Source organism: Microcoleus sp. D2_18a_D3, from assembly GCF_036702455.1.
Taxonomy (GTDB): domain Bacteria; phylum Cyanobacteriota; class Cyanobacteriia; order Cyanobacteriales; family Microcoleaceae; genus Microcoleus.
Map to the genome: position 1 here is coordinate 100407 of NZ_JAUBTK010000002.1, position 21361 is coordinate 121767.

The following is a 21361-nucleotide window of genomic DNA, read 5'->3' on the forward strand; positions in this document are numbered from 1 at the left end:
GCATGATAGATTAGATCCTGCTCGCAATAATCAGATTTGTCGCGACTAATTGAAACTGAGCTTCGGTCAACCCTATTGTTTCACCATCATCCGTACAGGCAGTAGCAATCACTTGACCGCCAAGTGCAATACTGCGACGAGTAATGCAGGTTAAGGGCAATTCCTTGTATAAGAATTCCTCATCACAGATTAGGTCTATCGCGGGATCTGGAAATTGATTCCGGACATATTCTATGAACGCAGGTTCACCTGCAATGCCCACTCGGTTTTGCAAATCTGCAAGTTCCAACTTTTCTTCTACTTCCAGCCGATGGATTCCTGTTGAATTAATCAAAGCGTAGAGCATAGCTTACTCCCTATTTTTTACACCCTAGCGGTAGCCCTTTACTTTAAATTTTTCGTATATTTAAAATTACTCTTGATATTAAGTTGATTTAGTATGACCTCTGCTTACCACTTAACCCGCCCAACTCTGGTGGTTAGTGCTATCACGCCCGCGATCGACCAATCATGCGGGTATTGCTTATAACGATGGCGTAATTACCAAGTGGGGTACGTTCGAGAAGTGCTACTCCCACACCGAACTCAAACACTTTATTGAAGATACTTTGGGCGTACCTGCTCGGTATCTCACTCACAATACCTACACCGTTTCTTACAACTCTAAAGCTCTTTCCCTGATAATCTACCCAAGATTTTTTCCTTGAAAGGCAGCCTGTCCCCGCCATTTGGAGGGGGCTATTTTAATTATCCAAAACCACCGGATTTGGTGAGGTCAGACTTAAACTGAAGCCAATACTATCATTTTGTAACGTAATAAAAGCCAGCGTTTATGAAGAAAAAATCCTCAATACCAGATGCGATTCTGGCTATAGATTTTGGCGGCTTATCTACTAGAGTTTTCTGCCAAAGCTCGCAAGCAGGCAGTAAAGCGAACTCCTTTGTAATGGAATCGCAGGTGGGGCCAGTGAGCCAAGACATAGCCAATTGTTTCACACAACCCAACCTCGCATCAGCATCTCCCGAAAATATTGCTTGGGTGGCAATTGGTAATGAATGCCGAGCCGTTGGTTACCTAGCAGCATCGCAATTCAATGCTCACATCGGTTTAGCGGGACTGAAGTACAGTAGCGCTTTGTACAAAGCTCTAGCAGCTTTGTGGGTAGTGTCGCGGAAGTTAGATTTAGGCAGTCAATTTAGCGCTGCGATCTCCGTTTTCTTGCCCCCAGGCGAGTTTAATGACTCCAAGCAATTTTTTGAACTCTTAAGTCAATACTCTGCTTCATTTGAAACACCCACAGGCAAGCTCTCCGTTACCCTGGACAAAACCCAAGCTTTGCAAGAAGGCGGCGGCATTGCTTTGATCCACAACAGTAATTTAGGTTCAGCCTTCAAGCAGCGGGTAACTGCCTTTGTTATGGTAGGATTTCGCAATGCTTCGGTAATAGTTTCGGCACGCGGTGCTGTCGGTAAGGGCAAAACTTCAGACTTAGGAATGGTAAGGTTGGTGGATCTAGTTCAAGAGCGAACATCTAACTACGATGCTTCCCGTTTGGCTTTATCAATCGCTCAAGCGGGCGTAAGCTACAACCGCCCTTACTTTTACCGAATTGCTCGGAATCGAGAGGAAACAGCTAAAGATCGAGAAGTTGACCAATTGATTGAAGCAGTCAAGCTGTCTCGCTTCGACTACGCTCGAATGCTATCTCATTGGATTAATGAAGTGCTGCCGCCCGATTTAGATGAAATTGTATTTTGCGGGGGGACTTCTGAATATATGAAGCCAGAACTGCGAAATCAGTTTTCTCCTTATTCGCTGTCTTGGCACGCAGGCATAACAGTGCCAAAAACACTTGACCCTGATGGTTTAGGTTGCCGCATAGCTGATGTTTACGGACTATTTTCTTACTTCAAATCTCAGTTTGAGGTACTGAGGCAAAGCTCTGTTGCGGCAACTTCTCAGAGGGCAGAAGATACAACTTCTACTTCAGGAGATGCTCCACTCCCTCCAACTGATATACAGAGTGTAAAAGAATGTGCTGAACAATCTATCAAGCCCAAATCTGAACAATCTACCAAGCCCAAATCTGAACAACCTACTCACCCAAAATCCGAGCCACCTACTCAATTAAAAATTGAGCAATTTACTCACGCTAAATCCGAGCAATCTACTGAACAAAAATTTGAGGAATCTACTGAACAAAAGACTGAAGATATTACTGAACAAAAATTTGAAGAACCCGCTGAACAAAAATTTGAGGAACCCACTGAACAAAACACTGAAATTATTACTGAACAAAACAGTGAAGTTTGCGCTCAACAAAATGCTGATTCAAGTATCAAAGATAGCTGCTTAGATGATTCTAATAAATGGAGTGAGGAGGAGGAGTCGTCCAATACAGAACCTTCATTAGAGGAATCAGAAGCAAACTTAGATGCAGCTCTCTTATTGGGAGGACCCTACCGAGGTGCTGGAAAGAAGGTGAGGAATTATGCCTAGAAAACGTTACAAGGAATTTTGCTGGCGCTGTCAAGTTTTGCCAGATTCCGAAGACGCTATCTTGCTATCTTACCTGCAAAATCATCCTTTTTTTAGTTTACAGGAAACGATTTTACCTCTAATCAAAGCGCGGTGGCTGTTAGCATCATTACGCAATAGCGGTAGTCATTCTAGTACAGAGTTAGAGTATTTGAGGCGAGAAAGCATTAATTTTTTGCTTAGGCAGATAGATGAAGTTTGCCGAGATGCGGGATTTAACTGTACCGAGTTAGGAGTAATTGCCCCTGGTATTTCTTCGGGTTTAATTCCTTTAGCTACTTTCCCTCACTTATCGAATTCAGGTGCATCTATTGCTACGGAATTAACTGCCCCTGAGAGTTCAAATCCCGCAAGTTTGCCCGAAGAAAAAGAACCAGAGGAATTTTCGGGAGAAGTTGAGTTTGAAAACAGCGCATTTAACTTAGCTGGTTTCGATCCGGCAATGGTCGGGCCTAGCTTTAGTTAAAAATTATTAAGTCTTGAATAGACATCGACATCCAGCAAGGAGGAATGAAATGACTAACATGATTCACTTGGTTGACGGCGAGAAAGGTGGTGTTGGCAAGTCGATGCTAACTCGGATTCTGGTTGAATTCAATCAGAAGTATGAACTGCTGTACACGTTAATTGATGGCGATTTTCAAAATCCTGACGTGCAGCAGCGCTATCCTGAACACAATGCAAAAATCGTAGCTTTAGTTGAAGATGAAGAGAAGTTTTTCGATATCGATATTATTTTTGAAACAGCAGTAGAAACTCCTGTGATTGTCAATTTACCAGCTCGGGTTTACAGCATTATCAACAAATGGATTGACGAAGCTAATTTAACCTCTCCTGATTTTAAAGAGCAGTCAGGAGTTGATGTATGCAAGTGGTTTATTTGCGGTGGCACGACGGACAGCATTGAAATGTTTATTGACTCTTTCAACTACTTTGAAGGTCAGCTCAATCACATTTTTGTCCGCAATTTTGGAGTTTGCAAAGATTGGTCGCACGTACAAAGCCATAAGGAAATGAACAAGCTCATTAATAATTACCGAATTCCTGTGGTAGATTTGCCTGCTCTGAGTGCAAGAGAGCGCAAGTTTATTGATACGAAGCGGTTGTCATTTTCTCAAGCAATGAAACACTCTGAATTCTTCTTGATTAGTCAGCAGCGATTGCATACTTTTCTGGAAGACTGTTTCCGTCTGATAGAAGATGTAGGTTTGTTTAACAACGCACCCAATCGCAATAAAAAAGACGTCATCGCTCCTTATGAACAAAAAAAAAATGAGGAAATGCAGAGAGAAAATGAGCAACAAAATGAGTAACCAAATAAGCAACAGGTTGTAAAGTCTCAGGAGGCTGTAATTTGTAAAAAAGGTATCGTAAGCTTTTAAGAATCTAAATTAAGGCTTACGCACAGACTCTACTGATAGGGTGTGCCGAAACCAGCCCGCTGGCTGAGTGCAATCAACGCAGTTGTGTTATCCCAGGCGTTGGATATTAGCAATAAACGTTGTTTATTGCGTTTAAATTCTGAAAAGAAGAAGATTGATCGATCGCCCGCTACGAGATTTCCAGGGTTTCAAAAACTTCTTCACCACTGGGCCAGCGGGCTGGGTGTGCCGAAACACATCTTAATACTACAGATAGTGTCTAAACCGATAATTTGCGGGTATTCCTGTAAATTTTACAGTCATATCAATTCCGGTTGCACTCAGACATGATGTTGACTGTTGACCCTTCGACCCTTCGGCTACGCGGTTCCTGAGCGTAGTCGAAGGGCAGGGCGACGCTCCGCTCAGGGCGACGCTGTTGACTGTGAATCGAACAACTGAAAATTGCGCCGAGATAGGTGGCGACTTGTAACAATCATTCATAAATTGCCCTCTAATTTATCACCTGACGATGCAGCCGGAAACGAGATCAATGGGTGATGAACTCGTTAGGAGACGGACAAAATATGAGTTCACACTATAGAATGCGCGAAGCAGAACAGCATAAAGATTAGGATTTTGATTAGGTAGGAGGTTAAATGTCCGATCGACTTTTAGAAGAACTTTCCGAAGTTGACTCTGAAGAGTTTGGCGAGATATTGGAAACGCCAAGGGAACAGGGCAGACTTAATAATACCAAAAATAATTCCATACAATCCGCTGAAAATTCGCAAAGTTTGCCCGATTCTCCAGATACATTCCCAGAAGATGCAGTAGAAGAAAAGTTGAAATCCGATGGGAGTAAGCTAAATGAAAAGGAGTTTTGGGAACTCATAGACGATGATTCGAGGGAAAGAGAAGCTCTGAACAGAGATCCTTTATCTGCCTCTCCCATGTACGAGAGAGATACTGAGTCACTAATCAGCCAGGTACTCAAGGGCAAAGACTCCAAATTTCGCTCTCATGTCATTCAGACAGCTTACCGATACGGTCTCAATAAAAATGACCCGCTTTTTATCGTATTGCTGGCTACAGGTCAACTCGAACTGCTGTTAGAAAAAAAACCACAAGAGATTGACCAGTTTTTCAAGAATTGGCAATCTCAATGGCAAGGTGATTTGAAAGATTCTCAAGCTGTTATTTCTCAAGAACTGGAACAAGTTCGGCAGCTTACTGAAAATTGGGAAAAAGAAAGCAGGGAGTTTTTAGAACGGCAGGGAAAAGCGGCTGTTAAGGTGCAACATCGCCACATTTCTAACTCAGTTTACACCCTAGTGCGACAAGCAGCTTTAGAGAAAGTTGCTCACGATATTTGGTCGGTGATTTTTGGGAGCGGGGTGGTGTTAGGGGCAATGGCGATCGGCGCTTTTATCGGGTTAGCTGTGCCCCGGTTCATTCCACCGCCTGAACTCGACCCAAAAGGGCCGCGCCAGCTCACTTTAGAACAAGCTGTAGCTCTCGAATGGGGGCTGAGCAAAGAGGGTCAGTTTGCTCGCAAGAACGCGGATACAATTCAGTGGGCAACAAGCAATGAAGGGAAATATGCTCGCCAACTTATGAGCTGGAATCAAGCTTTGTTGAGCGAGAAAGGTGGCAAAAAATTGTGTGAAACTGAGATAAATCGATTGGGGGTGACGCTGACAGTAGAGGGTAAACCTGCACAAAAAGGATTTTGTACTTTGTGGATTCGCTCCCCTCAAGAACGAGAGTTTGTTCCTTGATGGCAAATACTAAAGTCTTGAATGGGATGTAAATAAGTTAGCTTAACAGGAGAAATCTATGATTGCCAATTTGAACAATCAGCCGTTACCTGACCAAAATCAGAAGCAAGTGCAGTCGCAAATATCGGGTGTTTTAGTTGCACTAGACGACCCATTCGATAACATGGTTTGGGATTACTGTTTGAGTCAAACATACCCAATATCGGAACAGATTAAGATTGTACTGAGTGCTTTCTGGGGGCCGTTTGCTGCTAAAAATGCTAGCAAGTCTCCTGAGCGAGTGCGAGCGATCGCTTGTTATTCACTGCGACAATTAGCAGCTCAACAAAAATTGATTGGCTCAGTGTTTGAACTGTCAAGTGAATCAAATAAAATTTCCGAAGTTATTGCTGTTCTCAAAAGGGAAAATAGTTGTGAGGCACTCAATCAAGCTTGTGTGTGTTCTCAATATGTTCTAAATACTGCAATTCGGTGGGAGTAAGAACCGTTGCTCTTTCTAACAAGTTGAGGATTTCTATCTCAAAAGGATCTAGATTTCCTAATTGGTGAAGTCGGCCAGTGCGATCGCAAATTTCTTGAAGTCCGGGTTGATTTTCGAGCGGTACAGCAGTAAGAGCCGAGTGTTTGAAGGTATGCAAATTCATGGCAAGAGTAGGGATGTGCCGCATCCACACGGTAGCCGTTTTCTCGCCCACTGACTGAATGCGCCCCAACCGACCGTTAACGTCCTGGCGATCGGGCGCGTACACTTCCACCAAGGAACCAATTTTGAGCGTCAGGTGGTGGGCGATCTTAGGTTCGCCTTCAGGTTTTACTTTTTTGTCGCGCCCCTGTAAAGTTTTGGCAACCTGAGCCGGATTGCTGCGAGTGTCGTTTGCCAAAGCGATGACCTGCTTCTTGGTCAGCCCAGCAGAGCGATTCAGTATTTTCCACTTCACTTCGTCCCCTCCAATAAAACTGAGAGCATCCACAGCTCGAGTAAATTGGGCATCCCGGTAAATCGTTCTGGGGGAAGCTTTGAACCGTTCTCCTAACTCTCGTGCTGTTTTGTCTGTCAAGCTGCCATTTTGACAGCTTGCTCCTTCTGGCATTGTTTTGTCTGTCAAGTGGTCATTTTGACAGCTTGCCTCATCTGGCATTGTTTTGTCTGTCAAGCTGCCATTTTGACAGCTTGCTCTATCTGGCGATACTTTGTCTGTCAAACTGTCAAAATGACAGTTTGCCGAACGCTTGCCCCCGTGAGATTCCTTGGTCAGCTCGTACCAGGTGCCGCGCAGGTAGCTAACGGATTCTGGCGTCAAGCTGCGCCGTCCCAGTTGGTTGGCGATCGTCCAGACCTTGACTGCATTCCGACTGTCAAAAGACATCTCTACAATTTTGTATGGTATGCCGTGCGCGGTACAGATGGCGAACCTGTTGTGGCCGTCGATGAGAAGCTTTTCCTCGGCCCAGACTACTAACGGATCGCGGCATCCTTCCTCCAGAATGCTCGCTTGCAGGGCGGCTTTTTCGTCTTTACTCAGGGGAGGAATGAGAGATTGAAATTCGGGGTCGATTCGCAGTTGTTTCGCAGCACAAGAGGTACACCCTCCAATACCCCCCGGCAAAACAATTAACGCTTGCGGCTCCCGATCGTCTGCTTCTGATTGCATTTGACGCATTCCTGGCGAGTTTGTTGAATGCAAGGCTCGCCCGCGCTCGACCGCAACCGGAGTAGGGGAGTCAGCGCGGGCAGGAATTTTCTTGAACTATTCAACACTAACATAGTTATCGTCGAGAAGCCTCCAGAAAATGCGAAAATAGTAAAAAAAAGGAAATGCTATCCACGCTATGTCACCTAGGAAAGGAATTCACCCCCATCCCAACTCACTAGCCAACCTCAACCGCTCTGGGGGACAACCCCGCTATGAAGAACCCAAGAAGCAAAGAAATATTCAGGTAACATCGGTAGGATGGGAAGGAATTCGCGCGATCGCCATTGAACGCGGATTGAGTCTCAACGAGTTGATAGAACAGATTGGCCGGGGTCTGATTCCCCTTGGCAATGGTGAAAAAAGTAACTAATTGCCAGATATGGAAAGAGAGGTTAGAGCAAAAAAACTTTCTATCAACTAGTTACGAGAAGTTTTATTAATAGTAACAACGGTGTTTTTATCGGTTAAAAAATGTTCTAACTTACGGTATTGTGCCCTGCCAATATATCAGGAAAAAATATAATGGTTCAATCACATCCAAAACTTATAACTGTTGATGAATTTATTACAAGCTACGGCGACAGCGATTGCTACGAACTGATTGATGGTGAATTAACCGAAATGGAACCAACAGGGCCGCACGAACAAATATCCGGTTTTCTGGGACGAAAACTGAATGTAGAAATTGACCGCCTGGATCTACCCTACCTTATCCCCCCTCGCTGTCTCATCAAACTATTAGGAACAGCAACAGCATTTCGCCCCGATGTGCTTGTATTAAACCAAACTCGACTAATTAATGAACCTTTGTGGCAACAAGAACCTGTAATTACATCAGGTTCCTCAATTAAACTGATTGCTGAAGTCGTTAGCACCAACTGGCAGAACGATTACGCCCGCAAAGTTGAAGATTACGCCATACTAGGAGTGCCTGAGTATTGGATTGTTGACTATCTGGGCATTGGCGGCAGAGAATATATTGGCAAACCCAAACAGCCGACAGTTACAATTTGTACGCTGCGAGAAGACGAGTATCAAAAACAGTTGTTTCAAAATGACGATCGGCTTATTTCATCAATCTTTCCCGACTTGCAATTAACCGCACAAAAAATCTTCGCTGCCGGCAGATATGCTGCTATGTAGCTTATATCCAGGTAACGTCGGTAGGATGGAGGAAATTCGTGCGATCGCCATTGAATTGGGATTGAGTCTCAACGAGTTGAGCGAACAGATTGGCAAGGGTCTGATTCCCCTTGGCGCTGAAGAAAGTAACTAATAGCTTGGTCAGGAAAAGGAGGGTTCATTCAAAAAAACTTTCTATCAACTCGTTACCAGAAGTTTTTTTGAAAAAGAACACTAATTTAGTCGTTGATTCTCCGAGCATTTTAACTAGCTTTCAAAATTTGCTCAATTAGGGAGACAACTTGCTGCGGTCGATGCTCAAAGTGCTTCTTAATTTGAAATTTTAACGAATCTGCTGGCACATCTTTTTTGTTTAGTTTCAGGCGAATATGCTCACTTCGTGGGAGAGTGGAATTGAGCGCTCGAATAACGGTGCGGCATTGTCGGAGACTCAGGCTAGCGACTTGAATGAAGGGTAGATTTAATGTGTCGGTATCGAGTTGAATATTAGAAGCAAATTCGGCTTTAAGTTGTAGCGAAGAGGTGAGGCGCTGTTCTTCTGTGGGTTCTGGAGTTGCTGCCGATTCGGTAACAGCAGGAAAGGAAGCAATTTCATTGAGAAGAGGCACAAAATCTGGGGCAAGTTCTGCTGAGAGTTTTTCAGAATGATTCATCCGCTTCGATGCTAACAGCGTAGCGAGATAGTGAACAATTAAGCCACCGTAACCAAAAATTACCACAGTTTCAATTGTGAGGGTGAGAAAATGCTGAATATGTTCGTACATGATTATAATTTATTTGCAAGTGGAACATCTCTCAAACGCGCTCGCGTTTAATATCAAAACCTTACTAAAGCCTTCTGAGAATGCGATCGCAAATATCGCAAACGGAACTAATGCGGTGGGTGGGCGGGCAAATAAAATCCTGCTCCAAGCAGGATTTTATCCCCTTTATCGGGGGTCGTCATTGATTACTTGACAAAATCATCAATCTCTTCATTATCGTCAGTTGCCTTTTTCTTATGAGAAGCTTTGACTGCCGATTCGATATAACGGAAGTGCAAGTCAATCACAGCTTGCTCAGATGAAAGCCAGTAAACGTTGCTCAAGATTTCTTCAAGCATCTCGTCAGCCGAGTAGCCTTCATATTGCTTGTTAAACCAAGTATTGAACGCTTCCCAGTCAAGAGCTTTACCTTTCTGCAACTGTCGCTGTTTGGCACGTCCCGTTAACTCGCGGGCAACGTGCAAAAACATCTCGAAGCGCTGTTCTTCAAGAGTTTCTGCAAATTGCTTTTGCATCGGAGTTGGAGCTGATTTGCGATTAGCCATGATTAACACTCAAGCGTGTTTTTTTTCACAACTAAAGCGACGGCAGTCTGCTAATTACAATTAATTCAAAAAAAATAGTGGTGGGTGAGTGGGTAAAATTAAATTCACAATCAAGGTCAAAATTTCCTTGATTGTGAATTTGTTGGGTCTGCTTCCCAGAGCGTCCTGATTCGGACGGTGGCGACAATCATTACCCTCAATTGCGATTCGTAGAAAAGGCCTCGATAGAGGCAAAAAAATGCTCTGCTTTTTCAGCAGAGCTTTCTAATCAAACTTTAGCAATTATTCGTCGTCTTCCTCAAATTCTTCCTCTTCGTCTAAACTAAAATCATCCTCCTCATCGTCATCATCCTCATCCTCATCGCCTTCCTCGTCTTCGTCTTCGTCATCAATTTCATCGAGTATGTCATCAATTTCATCATCTTCATCATCGAGCTCGTCATCATCATCGAGTTCTTCAGTATCTTCTTCTGAGGATTTAGCTAACTCGTTGCGACGCTTTAAGCTTTGAGCATTGAACTCCATTAAATCGGCAATGGCAGCTTGCGGGTTGTCAGCAATTGTATCGTAAATTTGGCTCATCGCTAAGGCAACAACTTCGACATCATACTTGAGTTCCTCGGGTCGGCCAACTAGCTTGGGAAACACAGTATTGTTCCACTCTTGCCAGTCGAACTTTTTACCATTGCCATTGCCGTTGCGCTTGTTCAACTGAGCTTGAATATCCAATCCCAGTTTTTCGCGAATTGCGTGGCCAACCTTTGTCGAAATACGGCTATCGCGACGCTGAATTGTCACACCGTACTTCTTATGAATTGTATTGCGAATCTGTTTGACTAGCTCGCCAGCAAGTTGCTCCGGGCTGAGGTTAGGTTGAGGTTTTGATTTGGCTCCATTGTTACTGCTAACTGTTTGACTGTTCTGTTTTTCAGGTGGCTTAGATTTAGCAGGCACTGGTGAATGAGAGCGAATGGGAGTGGCGGCGGTTTGCTTTTTACTTGTGACCATGATTGACAATTTAACTTGCATAACATCAATTTATTAGTGCCGTTAGGCACAATTACCCCCTCCAATTGAGGGGGAGAATTTCGCTCATTAGCAGGACGCTAATTTTTAATTATGTTAGTTAAAGTTTTATGTTAAACATCCTCTATTTAGATGTATAAATTCATGAAATATTTCACGATCTCGTCTAATTTAAGAGTGACTCAAACTCCAATATTTGCCCTCGAATATTACAGTGCAGATCGCCAAAAAATATTGTCATCATTTCATCAGTACGCCAGTGAGTGTGGTTTACCTGTTTATTATTGGAATCCTGGCTATGCAACTCTTCAACAGGTGCGGTGTTTGGATAAACATCTCCCGAATTTAGGTTGTCATTCAGATATGACAAGCGTTTCAGATATTTCCCAGATGTATAATAGTGAATGCGTCTTATGTAAAACTGAGCTATCTGTCGAGAGTGATGTCCTGCAATTTCTGCTGGAAAATGACTGTCCCGGTATCTTTTTGTTAGAGGATATTTTGGAATCAGACAGTACCGAACAGCCTCTTATCCGCCGTTATTCTCAATTGGCTAACGCATTCTTTGAGCTGAAAGGGCGTTCAGCCGAGCAATATTGGGTACTGCTGGGCGAGTACATCCAACTGCCATCAAAGCTAAGGCCATTAATTCCTCTACTCAACTGCCCGTTACCCGATCGCTTTGAAGTCGAAGTTCTTGTGGATAATTTTTGCGATCGCAATTGTTCCCTTGATTTTGGTTTAGATGCGGTAGCTGCTAAAAAACGGCTGGCTGTTTCTAGTCTAGGGCTGCCAACTGCTGAAATTGAATTGGTGTTAGATCGATCGCTCTCTATGACTGCTTCAGTTGTCCAAATCGCACAGTTGGTATTGGAGCATAAAATATCGCAACTTCGAGACCAGGGGTTGGAGTTCATTGCTTCTCCCGACGTGCCTCATGCTGGCGGTTTAGATTTATTAGACGCTTATTTGAGCGAAGTCGTAAAGCTGTCAGAAGCTGATGCCAAGAAATATCACCTCAGACCTCCCAAAGGAATGCTGCTGTGGGGGCCGCCGGGGACGGGCAAAAGTTTGAGTGCAAAGCTAGCTGCTAAGAAGCTAGGTTATGCGCTTTTAGCAGCAAGTTGGGGCAATATTCTAGGTTCCTCTAATCCCGATCGCGCTCTCAACAAAATGCTGGATACAGCCGATAATTTGGGCGGCTGCGTGCTGTTCTTTGACGATTTTGACAAGGGTTTTTCTGGCTGGGAATCAAATGCTGATGGCGGTGTAGCTAGGCGACTGTCGCAGAAATTGCTCACCTGGATGCAGGAACATGAGAGCCCCGTGTTAATGTTAGCTACTGTTAACCGCTTAGAAATGCTGCCGGCTGAACTTATCCGCAGATTTGACGACGGCGGAATCTGGTTTGTGGATTTGCCACACAGCGGCGCTCGCTATGAGATTTTCAATTTGCACTTAGCTAAGTATTTCCCAGAGCAGTTTGGGGAAGGAAAAGAGAATCTTTGGAGCGACAGACAGTGGTATTCGCTACTATCTGATTATGCCGGAGCAACGAGCGCTGAAATTGCGATCGCAGTTAAACGCTGTGCTGAGCGAGCTTATTGTGAAGGGCGACCTGGTAAAATTGAATTGGCCGATCTGCGTTATCAGAGAACTCAGTTTGTGCTGTCGTCTGAGCGTTCTTCTGAAGATATCCAGGGGATTCGCAACAAAGCGTCCTTTGCTCGGCCTGCTTCTGGGAGGGATGGGTCTAAATTTGCGGCGGGAGAGCAAGAGTTATTCGAGTATCGGCCATCTGCTTACGATAAAACTTGAGTGCATGATAAATCGCAATAGCATCGGTTCGTTTTTTCCCTACTCCCACTCCCCAATCTTTCCCCGTTAATCTCTTACCCTCCCCAACTTTCCATCACTTTAATTTCTACCTCGCAAGGAATCGGAGAGAGAAATTTATTCCCGGCTCTCACCATACCTTTTTTAAGCAAGGCTTTAACTGGCCTCACTTCTTCAAGAGGACACTCTATTAAAATTTCATCGTGAACCACACAAATCAGTTTAGCATCCGTGCAGCTTAGAGGTGAAAAAATGAGAGCAAGAGCGAGTTTAGTAATGTCAGCGCTCATCCCTTGAATTGGGTTATTTAGCATTTCGTTAAGCAGTGGTTTAGTATCTTTTGACCATAATCTCCTTCTGCCTAAGACTGTCCGACTCTCTCGAATATCTCGGCTCCAGGCGCTCCGAACTTTGCCGTGAAATTGTTTGATACCTGTATAGGATTCAAAGAACTTCTTACGAAAGTGTGAAGCTTGTTGCAGCGTTAAAGTGACTCCATGCTCTGCTTGAGCCATATTCTTAAATTTCGTAACTCCCATGCCATAAATTAAACCGAAGTTAATAATTTTGCCGAGCTGTCTGTCTTCGACAGTAATTTTAGATAAAGGTTTTGCTAGCACCAAGGAAGCTGTGAGAGAGTGCAAATCTTCCCCTTTGGAGTAAGCTTTCACCATCGTGCGATCGCCCGAAACCTTCGCCATGATCCGCAGTTCAATCTGGCTGTAATCGGCTTTGAGCAGGACGTAACCGGGTGCAGCTTTAAAACACTGTCGGGTTTCCTTATCTCTGGGGATATTCGTTAAATTTGGCTCTCGACAACTAAACCGTCCTGATCTAGCACCAATCTGAAACCAATTGGGATGAATGCGCCCTGTAATCGGGTGAATGCGTTCAGGTAAACCCAGAGTAAAAGTATCGATACGAGCCGATAAACTGCGATATTCTAACAGTGCTTGAATAACGGGATACTCGCCTTGCAAAGGAATTAAATGTTGAGAGCTAGTGGAAGTAACAGGAATACCTTTCTCTTGCAAAGCCGCTAAGACTTGCTTGGGAGAGCGAGGATTAATTGTATCCGTAAATTCGGGCAGCAGAGAGATTTGTTGATTAGGGTTAGGTCGATGGAGTTGTGAATTAATTTGTTTTAAAAGAGAGTCGCGTTCATGACAGAGCTTCACTCCCAAAACTTTCCACTGTTCTCTATCTAAAAGCATTCCGTTGAGTTCCATAGAAGCCACCGCAGGCAGACAAGCAAACTCTAGTAAAGCAGTTTTCCAAAGCTTAGAAGCTTTCAGTTTTTGTTGCAGAGCAGCAGCCAGCGGGAATAAGATTGCAGCATCGGTAGCAGCATATTGGAGTTGAGCGAGTGTTAAGTTTGCCGACCAATCGCTAACTTGCTGCGTTTTGTCTAGCTTTACTTTCAACAAATTCTCAGTGACAGCATCTAGGGACAAATGGCGTTTTAGTCCAGCCGTCAGCACTCGGTAAGCCAAATAGGTATCGAAAAAGGGTTTGGATGGTTCCAGTCCGGCAAAAGCGAGCATTTGCCATTCAAATTTGAGGTTGTGACCTACCTTCAGTGCAGGACTCGCTAAGAGCAAGCGTAATGGTTCGAGGGAACTCGGTTCAATGGCCCATAAATCTACAATGATTACTGGATGGTCAGGAATGGCAAGTTGTAACAATCTAATTTTGGCTTTGTAGGGGTCAAGCCCTGTCGTTTCGCAGTCTATACCGATAATTTTTGCTTGTTGGAATGGTTGAAGAGCTGTTTCAAGATTGAAAGCAGTATCGATCAGTTGATAAGGAGTTTTAAGTGTAACTTGCAAATGAGCTATTTTAAGTTTGTCTGGACTCAAAACAGTTGGGATAGCGGTTGATTGTTTCTGCTCTTTTAGTGGATTAGGTTTCATAATTAGTTCCGTTTATAAAAAAGTGAAAGAATATCGTTGTGTCAATAATGCACAAAATTTAACTATTTTTAAGGAGTTTTCGACATTAGGTAGCTTGAGGATGATGGGTTTTATTTGGGAAGTATACGAGTTATAAGTCTGTTTTTTGTAAATCAATTTAAGTCCTGAACTTTAGGAATAAGGTAAGAGACATAAAGGATGGCGGTTGGTCTAAAAAAACCAGCCAACCCTGGTTTTGATTGAAAATAGTGGCCAACTTTAGAGCTGGCAACAGTTGTTTTGACTATCCCAAGTGCGGCCTAAAAGGTCGCAGCCTGGTTTGCCATCTGGAATCTTTTTACAAACGGCTGCGTTAGCGTCTGTACGATTAGCTTTTGAAAAAGATTTTTAGAGGGAGGTGAGTTGGAAAATATTGCTTGAATTGAAATTTTAAAATTATGACATATAATGTAGTTGTCACAATAATTAGGTTTGGCAATTGAATCGCCCTATCCAGCTTCTTCGAGTTCGAGATCGACAGGTAGTTAATGCTATCCTGACATCCGTTACTGAGAAGCATTTAGAAGATGCGACAACCCTGTGGCAACCAACGCTTCGAGGGAGTGGAGAAGAAGATGAATACTGGAATTGGGTTAGTAAAAGCTATAGAACTCAGTTTTTACCAGGAGATGAACTATATGCCATTGAGTGTGATGGCATAACTCAGGGTTTAATGACTATCGATATTTTAAAAAAACGCTGCTATATTGAGTCTCAATTGAGACGAAGATTGGTGTACGTCAAAGCCTTAGCAACGGCTCCCTGGAATCGACCAGCTATTAGCAATCCTCCCACTTATAAAGGAGTAGGTGGAACTCTAATAGATTTTGCGATTGCTCGTAGTGAGGAACTAGAATACCAAGGAAGGATAGGCTTCCACGCACTGCCTGGTGCGCTAGTATTTTATAGAAAGTTGAAAGTGGGGCTGCTAGACTGCGGTCCAGATCCTGAAGAACCCGACAATCTTAATTACTTTGAAACATTAAGGAAAGACAAATGAGTAACTCAATCCCCTCCCAGCCCCAATCCACAATAGATGATACAACCAGTTATCCGCGCTTGATGGAACTGATAGAAGCAGAAGATGCAGCTAATGGAGAAGTTGGCTGCGGTCGGAATTTGGGTAATAAACCTTCACTTTATCTAAAAACCTGCGGTATCAATATCTCTGATGAAAAGCTAAGAAATTTGTTAAGGGAGTATTTAGGTCATTTATTGATGGAGCTAGATTTTGACTCAATCATCAAGCAGGTGAGTCACTTCGTAGAGTCATTAGTCGTGCAGGAACACACTCAATTAGAGCAGACAAGACCAGCATTAATGCTCTTAGAATCAGTTGTTGAGCAAATCCCTGCGAAAGAACTCAAACAATGTATTGAGTCAGAATTGGGTGAGTTTTGTTCGGAAACTGCGATCGAGCAAATTGTTCAGTACACTGGTCAAGTGATTCACTATTCAATTCTCCAACCTCGACATAAGTGGCCCAAACCTATTTGGGTACTAAGTGCTCTTGAGAAGGTGTATATTGCTCAGGCATCTAGTTTAGATGCAGCAATTGCCCAAGTTAAAGCACAATATCCAGACGAAAGCGGAGAGCTGCAAGTAATAAAAGTCGGAGGTGTTCTCGCACCAAACCAAGTGATTTGCTTGGAGTTATTGAACAATTAATAAAAAATGCGGAAGTAATTTGGTAGCTTTGAACGCACCCCAACCTGCATCATATCCCCTCTCTTAAGCATGGGTATTCTTTAGCTTTTAGTTCCTACTTTCTCTTAAAAAACATTTTTCTCGACTTCGTATAATTGCCCAGTGCTGAGAGCCGTTAGGCAACCTTCCTAAAGCCGCCCCCTCCATTTAGAGGGGGTAATTTTTACTGAACGAAATCGCTCACAGGAATGAAGTTGCACGAACTCGATGCGATTTAAATTGGAATTGTTGACCACATAAACTAAGAAAAACCATGCACAATGCTTCGATCGAACCTAATTCCGGCTATAACAACTCCGGTTACGAATCAGCACCCGATTTGACTGTCGGTTACTCGTCATCTAAAGAAGTTCGCCAAGGTAATTTTGACAACGGTTACCAAGAAAATGTCTATGACTTGTCCAACCTAGCAGATACTCCTTGGACAGATTCAGCAGTCCGCCCGAATCCACAGCTTGAGCTGGAGCTTGATTAAAGAAAAAAGCGAAGATGGAGAAATGCAGTCCAGGACGCACTATCAACCTAAAAAAAACAGTTTCTCGTTCTCATCCTCAACCTAAAATGACGGAATTACATTCAAAAACCGGGTTTTTGGGTAATTCCTAAAATGGAGAGGGAGAGAGGAAGAGGGGGAGAAAGGGAGAGAGGGAGAGGGCGAGAGAGGGGGAGAGGGAGATTTAGCTGATGGCTAATTTCTGCAATACTGCTCTATTTTTCGTAATGTTTTAAAAACCATTTAACGTTTTTCCAAACTAGAGAGAATAGAGCAGCTTTTTTTACCCGCATTTGAGTTAACATCAATAGGATTCCCATGAACAGTCCAAAGCAGTTAATAAAATTAAGCCAGGTAGGATCTGCTTTAATAGCTGCCAGTACACTCTGCCTAATTTTTGCTTTCATCTGCATTACTTTCTTAAGCTTTCCATTAATTGCTAGCGCCAGTCCCTTACCTACTAAAATTTGGGAAAAAGAACAATCTAGAGTTTTGCTGCCAGATTGGAACCAGATTACCTTTAGTTCCCTGCCCGCCGTTGCTAGTTCTGGAAGTTCAGGCGGTCGAAGCTGGCAAGCCGGCACTTCTGTTGACAACATCTTGAAGCTGGGGGACATCAACGATGTAAAACCTGAAATTCTGTCTTTGCAAGCAATTGAACAATTGGCACTAGGGGATATCAATTTAGAAAATATCAGCTTGTCAGCATTTCCCTTAGCTGGTAAGCAAACTGTCGGTCACTTGGTTGAAATTGTTCCGAATCTGGGTCAATTTCAATTGAGCGATGTTCCTCCAATTGCTTCTTTATCTTCTCAAATAGCCGGAGTGAACCCTAACATCAACCAATTACCAATTGGTCAAGCTGTAAAACAAGTACCGCAACTAGCGCAGGCAAAACTCAACCAAATTGACCTATCTGAGTTTGCGATCGCCCAAATTCCCAATCTTAATAGCGTAAATTTAGAACAGTTCTCTGGCTGGTCAGAGGAACTCATCAGCAATATTCCGCTGCTGAGTCAAGTCCCGCTTTCTACTTTTCCTGTTCCTATTGCGTCTATTGGCAGCACAATCATGCGAATTGACACGATCTACAGTCGGTACGAGAACAAGCGCAATAACACACTTTCCGGTTCTAATGTAGAAGGATTTGCGGTAGCGTGCGAGAAAGATTGCGCTTATATCGAACTCGACGACATGGAAAACGCCGGTCGCCGCGCCACAGGGCCGCTAGAAGGCAAGCAGTGGATTAGCGGCAAATACCAGGAAGTGCGAGGCGGTTCTGGCTGTTTGACCGGTTGGGAACCGACGGGCCGGCATCCTTTTGGGGAAGTGTTTAAAGTAGTGGTAATGGAACCGTCAGAAACCAGCGATACTGTTGACACGGCTCTGTACTTCAGGTTTAGTTTGCCCTGCGGCAAATCGCCTTACATTATTGGTCCGGTTCCGTTTCTCAGTTACAGCGTTAATTCGCCTATGTTTGTCGGTCGATTGGAGGGCGGTTCTTCTAACAGTATTTCGCGTTCAAAAGGCGTCGCATCCGAAACAAAACCTTCAAAGCCACTGAGTTCCAATCAAGCTAAAGAAAACACTTTACCAACTCAGCCTCTACCTGAATCAAAGCGAGAGTGCGCGGGCCCCGCAACTTACGTTAACGGTGTGGATGTAGCTTCATTAGGGGAGGCGTTAGCAAAGCTTTCCGAAGGAATCGCCAATTTGGAAAATGCAGCCAGTGGCGATTACGAAGCTATTGGCGAGATGGTTTGTACCGAAGGATCTCGCAACTGCGGGCGGGCGATCGGTCGCTATCAGTTGATGAGTTACCGGGAAGAGGTGCAGCGTGCTGTCAGCTCAATTCCAGGGGGGGCTAACTTTATCCTGAACGTCAACAAAGGCCAAAAACCTACAAGAGACGAACTCTTCCAATATTTTCCTCCTGCTGTTCAGGATAAAGTCTTGCAAAATTCTCTAGCTGAGAACTTAGTCAGCAGCCAACAGGAAATTGACCCTAAAACTGGGCAGGTCTTCAAGGGCGATCGCTTAATTGAGCGAGTAGCGCAAAAACACTTTGGGGGTTCTGGCAGTAAAATTGATGCCAGCTATTCCAACATTTTAGGCGGCTACTCTCTCAAACAGTACGGGGAAAAAGTTCGAGAGCTTTATAACCACAATACCAGCGACAATTGCCAAGCTAATTCTGGTGACAGCAATGGCATCAGCAACTCTGTCGGCTCCGGCATTACTTTAAATGCTAGTGGGAGTATTAAGGTTGCGCTGTTCATTAGCTCTTTTTTGATGGGAATGTGGTTCTTAATTCGACTTTTTTACAAGCGAAAGCAGCAATTTTTTATGATTCTAATCGGTTTGGGACTAGCAATTAGTTTTGGCACGGCTGCACTCTCCCATTGAACCAGGGGAAAGAGGAGGTGGAAAAGCAAGTTATTAACAAGTCTAACAACCTTCTCTACAACCAGGACGTTTTTAATTGCTGAAACCATTAATTTCATGGCATTGATATCAAAATTGGTGGTATCGGAATGATTAAACCACAGAGGGCACAGAGGACACAGAGAAAGAGAAGAGAGAGATAATAATTCCGATGTCAACTGATTAGATATGACTTCTAAGCTGTTCAGGATATAAATTGTAGACTCGTTTTGTATTCCCCGAAGTCAGTCATAAAAATTGACTTTAAGATTTAGACATACAACAGCTTAGTTCAGCAAAACAATCTCTCTTTTATTGTCTTTTTTTTCGGCTTTAGTGTCCTGTTTTTTCTTGTATTTTGTAGGAGTGGAGTAACAAATGGTTAAACAAAATAGAGTTAAGCAACAAACAGCAGGCACCCAAAAGATTGTCAACCCCCCGGTTTGGTTAAATCAACTTGGTTACTGGTTTCGCATTGGTTTGACAGTTTTTACCGCCCTGTCGCTATTATTGGGGACAGTTGCTTGCACGAATTCTAGTTCAGCAACAACCGCACCAGCTTCTTGGCAACAAGCTTTGCGAGTCACTCCAAAAGAAACTTTAACCCTAATCGTAAAGGAACACAGCAGCCTTCCAGAACTCAAAGTAGTGGCTGGGCAAAGTGCAGCGGCGGAAGCGATTAAGAGAATGCGAGTGTGGCAAGTTAATGGCTCGGTAGGACGGCTGAACCTTTATGATTTCAATAATTCCGCTCTGTGCGGCACAAAAGGCTGCCTTTATGTTGGCTACTTAATTCCTAATGATTCAAGTCAAATGCCAACAGAAGTATTTGCAGCTTATCTCGATCCCCATAAACCGCCGAAAACTCCTTTGTTTGAGGCTGACAGTTCCTCGCACGAGGGTTTGCCTTGTCTAGGAGTGAATCAGCTTTCCAAAGAAGGCCGCCGCCAGCTTCAATTTTGCTACGACGGCCTTACCTATCAACTTGCTGACAGCCAGCTTTTCAGTAGTTAGTGTTTAGTAGTCTGCGGGTTCATCGAAGTCAAAATCTTCTTCTGAATCAACCTCAACTTCAACCTCAGCAGCCTCGGAAAATTCATCTAATTCCTCTAATTCTGAGTCTGTTCCTCCTTCAACTTGTGCAATTTTGCGAGGGGGTGACAATTTACCTCGATTTTTGCGGTTAGTTACGCTTTCTGGCAATGCCTGGACTTCAGGTTCCGCACCAGCAGCTATAGCTGGCAACCCGGCATCGCTAGCCTCAATGAAACCAGCAATGTTATTGTGCAGTCCCCAAATCAATTTTTTTTGTGGTTTTTGACCGAGAAATAGCTTGTGAAAATTAGCATCAGTTGGCTGAGTAATGCTGTGAGTTTTGCAGCAAAACGATTTATTTTTGCCTTCCCCTTCTTTAAGAGCTCTAAACTCGACATTCAACACTCCCAAAGAGCGCCACTTGTCATTTTTACCGCTGTAATCTCTCCCAAAGCAATCAGCAAATGCCCGTTCCAAATTGCGGTAAAATTCTTCTCTAGCGCTCTTAAAGCTCCAGAGGGCTACATTCTTGAAGCGGACGACAATCGGTACCTGATGCAGGGGTTGGTTTTTGGCATTTAGAAAGATGAGAGCGTGTTCGGAACACACTTCCTGCGTCTTTTTATCGAGGGAATCGCGATATTCGTCGTAAAGCCCAATAAAAGTACCTGCTAATTCTCCATTTTCTTCAATATCTTTGTAGCGGATGTACTCAGGCACAAAAGCTAATACCAACATTCTCGCTTTTGGGAGCAGCAAGCCTGTCACTTCTTCGCTTAGTTCGACCGTTGTCAATTCCTCAACATTAGGTATTACGTGCCATTCCGCTTTGACAAGCTGGTCGTTCGGGAGCAAAATACCTGCTGGGTTATCGTTAATCACGATTCCATAGGGCAAAGAGGGCTTGCGAGTTTGGTTGTAATCACTGTTGAATAGCTCCGGATCTATCTCGTAATAATCAGCACTCTTGTTCTTTTGCGTGTGGGACTTTCCACTAGAATTCTGTACTGTCTTACTGGGAGATTTCGCGTTATTGCTTCTTACCATTGTTTACCTATTTT

General features: G+C 43.7%; 22 protein-coding genes. 15 read left to right on the top strand and 7 right to left on the bottom strand.

The window, feature by feature from the left end:
• Positions 1-10: 10 nt before the first annotated feature.
• Entirely contained in the window at positions 11-346 is a 336-nt protein-coding gene (locus QUB06_RS01905) for a DUF3846 domain-containing protein (RefSeq protein WP_333151703.1), read from the bottom strand.
• A 136-nt stretch (positions 347-482) separates the two neighbouring features.
• On the opposite strand from QUB06_RS01905, the gene QUB06_RS01910 reads away from it, so the two are divergent.
• The 6 genes from QUB06_RS01910 (at position 483) to QUB06_RS01935 (ending at position 6162) form a co-directional block, all read left to right on the top strand.
• Positions 483-707, top strand: coding sequence for a hypothetical protein (locus tag QUB06_RS01910; RefSeq protein WP_333151699.1), 225 nt, complete (start codon positions 483-485; stop codon positions 705-707).
• A 125-nt stretch (positions 708-832) separates the two neighbouring features.
• Positions 833-2500, top strand: coding sequence for a hypothetical protein (locus QUB06_RS01915; RefSeq protein ID WP_333143565.1), 1668 nt, complete (start codon positions 833-835; stop codon positions 2498-2500).
• Positions 2493-3005 (top strand): hypothetical protein, encoded by a 513-nt coding sequence (locus tag QUB06_RS01920; protein ID WP_333143564.1) that lies wholly within the window; start codon positions 2493-2495, stop codon positions 3003-3005. Before QUB06_RS01915 ends, QUB06_RS01920 begins: the two co-directional genes overlap by 8 nt.
• Positions 3006-3054: 49 nt before the next feature.
• On the top strand, positions 3055-3852 hold the full coding sequence (locus QUB06_RS01925) for a mobilization protein MobD-like protein (protein ID WP_333151697.1): 798 nt from the start codon (positions 3055-3057) through the stop codon (positions 3850-3852).
• A gap of 707 nt (positions 3853-4559) precedes the next feature.
• A complete protein-coding gene (locus QUB06_RS01930; protein ID WP_333143562.1) occupies positions 4560-5681 on the top strand; it encodes a DUF6753 family protein in 1122 nt (373 codons plus the stop codon).
• Positions 5682-5739: 58 nt separating this feature from the next.
• Complete coding sequence (locus QUB06_RS01935) at positions 5740-6162, top strand: hypothetical protein (RefSeq protein WP_333143561.1); 423 nt, start codon at positions 5740-5742, stop codon at positions 6160-6162.
• On the opposite strand, the gene QUB06_RS01940 is transcribed toward QUB06_RS01935, so the two are convergent.
• Entirely contained in the window at positions 6104-7333 is a 1230-nt protein-coding gene (locus QUB06_RS01940; protein ID WP_333143560.1) for a hypothetical protein, read from the bottom strand. The two genes, QUB06_RS01935 and QUB06_RS01940, sit on opposite strands and share 59 nt — an antisense overlap.
• A gap of 178 nt (positions 7334-7511) precedes the next feature.
• On the opposite strand from QUB06_RS01940, the gene QUB06_RS01945 reads away from it, so the two are divergent.
• The 3 genes from QUB06_RS01945 to QUB06_RS01955 all read left to right on the top strand — a co-directional run bounded on the left by QUB06_RS01945 (position 7512) and on the right by QUB06_RS01955 (position 8651).
• A complete protein-coding gene (locus QUB06_RS01945) occupies positions 7512-7745 on the top strand; it encodes a hypothetical protein (protein WP_194012320.1) in 234 nt (77 codons plus the stop codon).
• A 152-nt stretch (positions 7746-7897) separates the two neighbouring features.
• Entirely contained in the window at positions 7898-8518 is a 621-nt protein-coding gene (locus QUB06_RS01950) for a Uma2 family endonuclease (RefSeq protein ID WP_333151692.1), read from the top strand.
• Positions 8505-8651 carry a hypothetical protein gene (locus tag QUB06_RS01955; RefSeq protein ID WP_333151689.1) on the top strand — a complete coding sequence of 49 codons (147 nt, stop codon included), beginning with the start codon at positions 8505-8507 and terminating at the stop codon, positions 8649-8651. Before QUB06_RS01950 ends, QUB06_RS01955 begins: the two co-directional genes overlap by 14 nt.
• Positions 8652-8760: 109 nt before the next feature.
• Here QUB06_RS01955 and QUB06_RS01960 read toward each other — a convergent pair whose 3' ends face one another.
• The 3 genes from QUB06_RS01960 to QUB06_RS01970 form a co-directional block, all read right to left on the bottom strand.
• Entirely contained in the window at positions 8761-9282 is a 522-nt protein-coding gene (locus QUB06_RS01960; protein ID WP_333151687.1) for a hypothetical protein, read from the bottom strand.
• 185 nt (positions 9283-9467) lie between these two features.
• Positions 9468-9827: a hypothetical protein gene (locus QUB06_RS01965; protein ID WP_015179737.1), complete on the bottom strand. Its 360-nt coding sequence runs from the start codon at positions 9825-9827 to the stop codon at positions 9468-9470.
• 282 nt (positions 9828-10109) lie between these two features.
• Complete coding sequence (locus QUB06_RS01970; RefSeq protein ID WP_333316060.1) at positions 10110-10835, bottom strand: hypothetical protein; 726 nt, start codon at positions 10833-10835, stop codon at positions 10110-10112.
• A gap of 162 nt (positions 10836-10997) precedes the next feature.
• Here QUB06_RS01970 and QUB06_RS01975 point away from each other — a divergent pair, with 162 nt between their 5' ends.
• Positions 10998-12671 carry an AAA family ATPase gene (locus tag QUB06_RS01975; RefSeq protein WP_333433932.1) on the top strand — a complete coding sequence of 558 codons (1674 nt, stop codon included), beginning with the start codon at positions 10998-11000 and terminating at the stop codon, positions 12669-12671.
• Between the two features lie 74 nt (positions 12672-12745).
• Here QUB06_RS01975 and QUB06_RS01980 read toward each other — a convergent pair whose 3' ends face one another.
• A complete protein-coding gene (locus tag QUB06_RS01980; protein WP_333151681.1) occupies positions 12746-14602 on the bottom strand; it encodes a bifunctional 3'-5' exonuclease/DNA polymerase in 1857 nt (618 codons plus the stop codon).
• A 478-nt stretch (positions 14603-15080) separates the two neighbouring features.
• Here QUB06_RS01980 and QUB06_RS01985 point away from each other — a divergent pair, with 478 nt between their 5' ends.
• The 5 genes from QUB06_RS01985 to QUB06_RS02005 all read left to right on the top strand — a co-directional run bounded on the left by QUB06_RS01985 (position 15081) and on the right by QUB06_RS02005 (position 20279).
• Positions 15081-15641, top strand: a complete 561-nt coding sequence (locus tag QUB06_RS01985; protein WP_333151679.1) for a hypothetical protein — start codon at positions 15081-15083, stop codon at positions 15639-15641.
• Positions 15638-16309 (top strand): hypothetical protein, encoded by a 672-nt coding sequence (locus QUB06_RS01990; protein ID WP_333151677.1) that lies wholly within the window; start codon positions 15638-15640, stop codon positions 16307-16309. The genes QUB06_RS01985 and QUB06_RS01990 overlap by 4 nt, the downstream gene beginning before the upstream one ends.
• 292 nt (positions 16310-16601) lie before the next feature.
• Positions 16602-16823: a hypothetical protein gene (locus QUB06_RS01995; protein ID WP_194008911.1), complete on the top strand. Its 222-nt coding sequence runs from the start codon at positions 16602-16604 to the stop codon at positions 16821-16823.
• Between the two features lie 336 nt (positions 16824-17159).
• On the top strand, positions 17160-19247 hold the full coding sequence (locus QUB06_RS02000; RefSeq protein WP_333151675.1) for a hypothetical protein: 2088 nt from the start codon (positions 17160-17162) through the stop codon (positions 19245-19247).
• Positions 19248-19643: 396 nt separating this feature from the next.
• On the top strand, positions 19644-20279 hold the full coding sequence (locus QUB06_RS02005; RefSeq protein WP_333151673.1) for a hypothetical protein: 636 nt from the start codon (positions 19644-19646) through the stop codon (positions 20277-20279).
• Positions 20280-20282: 3 nt separating this feature from the next.
• Here the strand turns inward: QUB06_RS02005 and QUB06_RS02010 are convergent, their stop codons facing one another.
• Entirely contained in the window at positions 20283-21347 is a 1065-nt protein-coding gene (locus QUB06_RS02010) for a DUF5895 domain-containing protein (RefSeq protein ID WP_333151671.1), read from the bottom strand.
• Positions 21348-21361 lie beyond the last annotated feature (14 nt).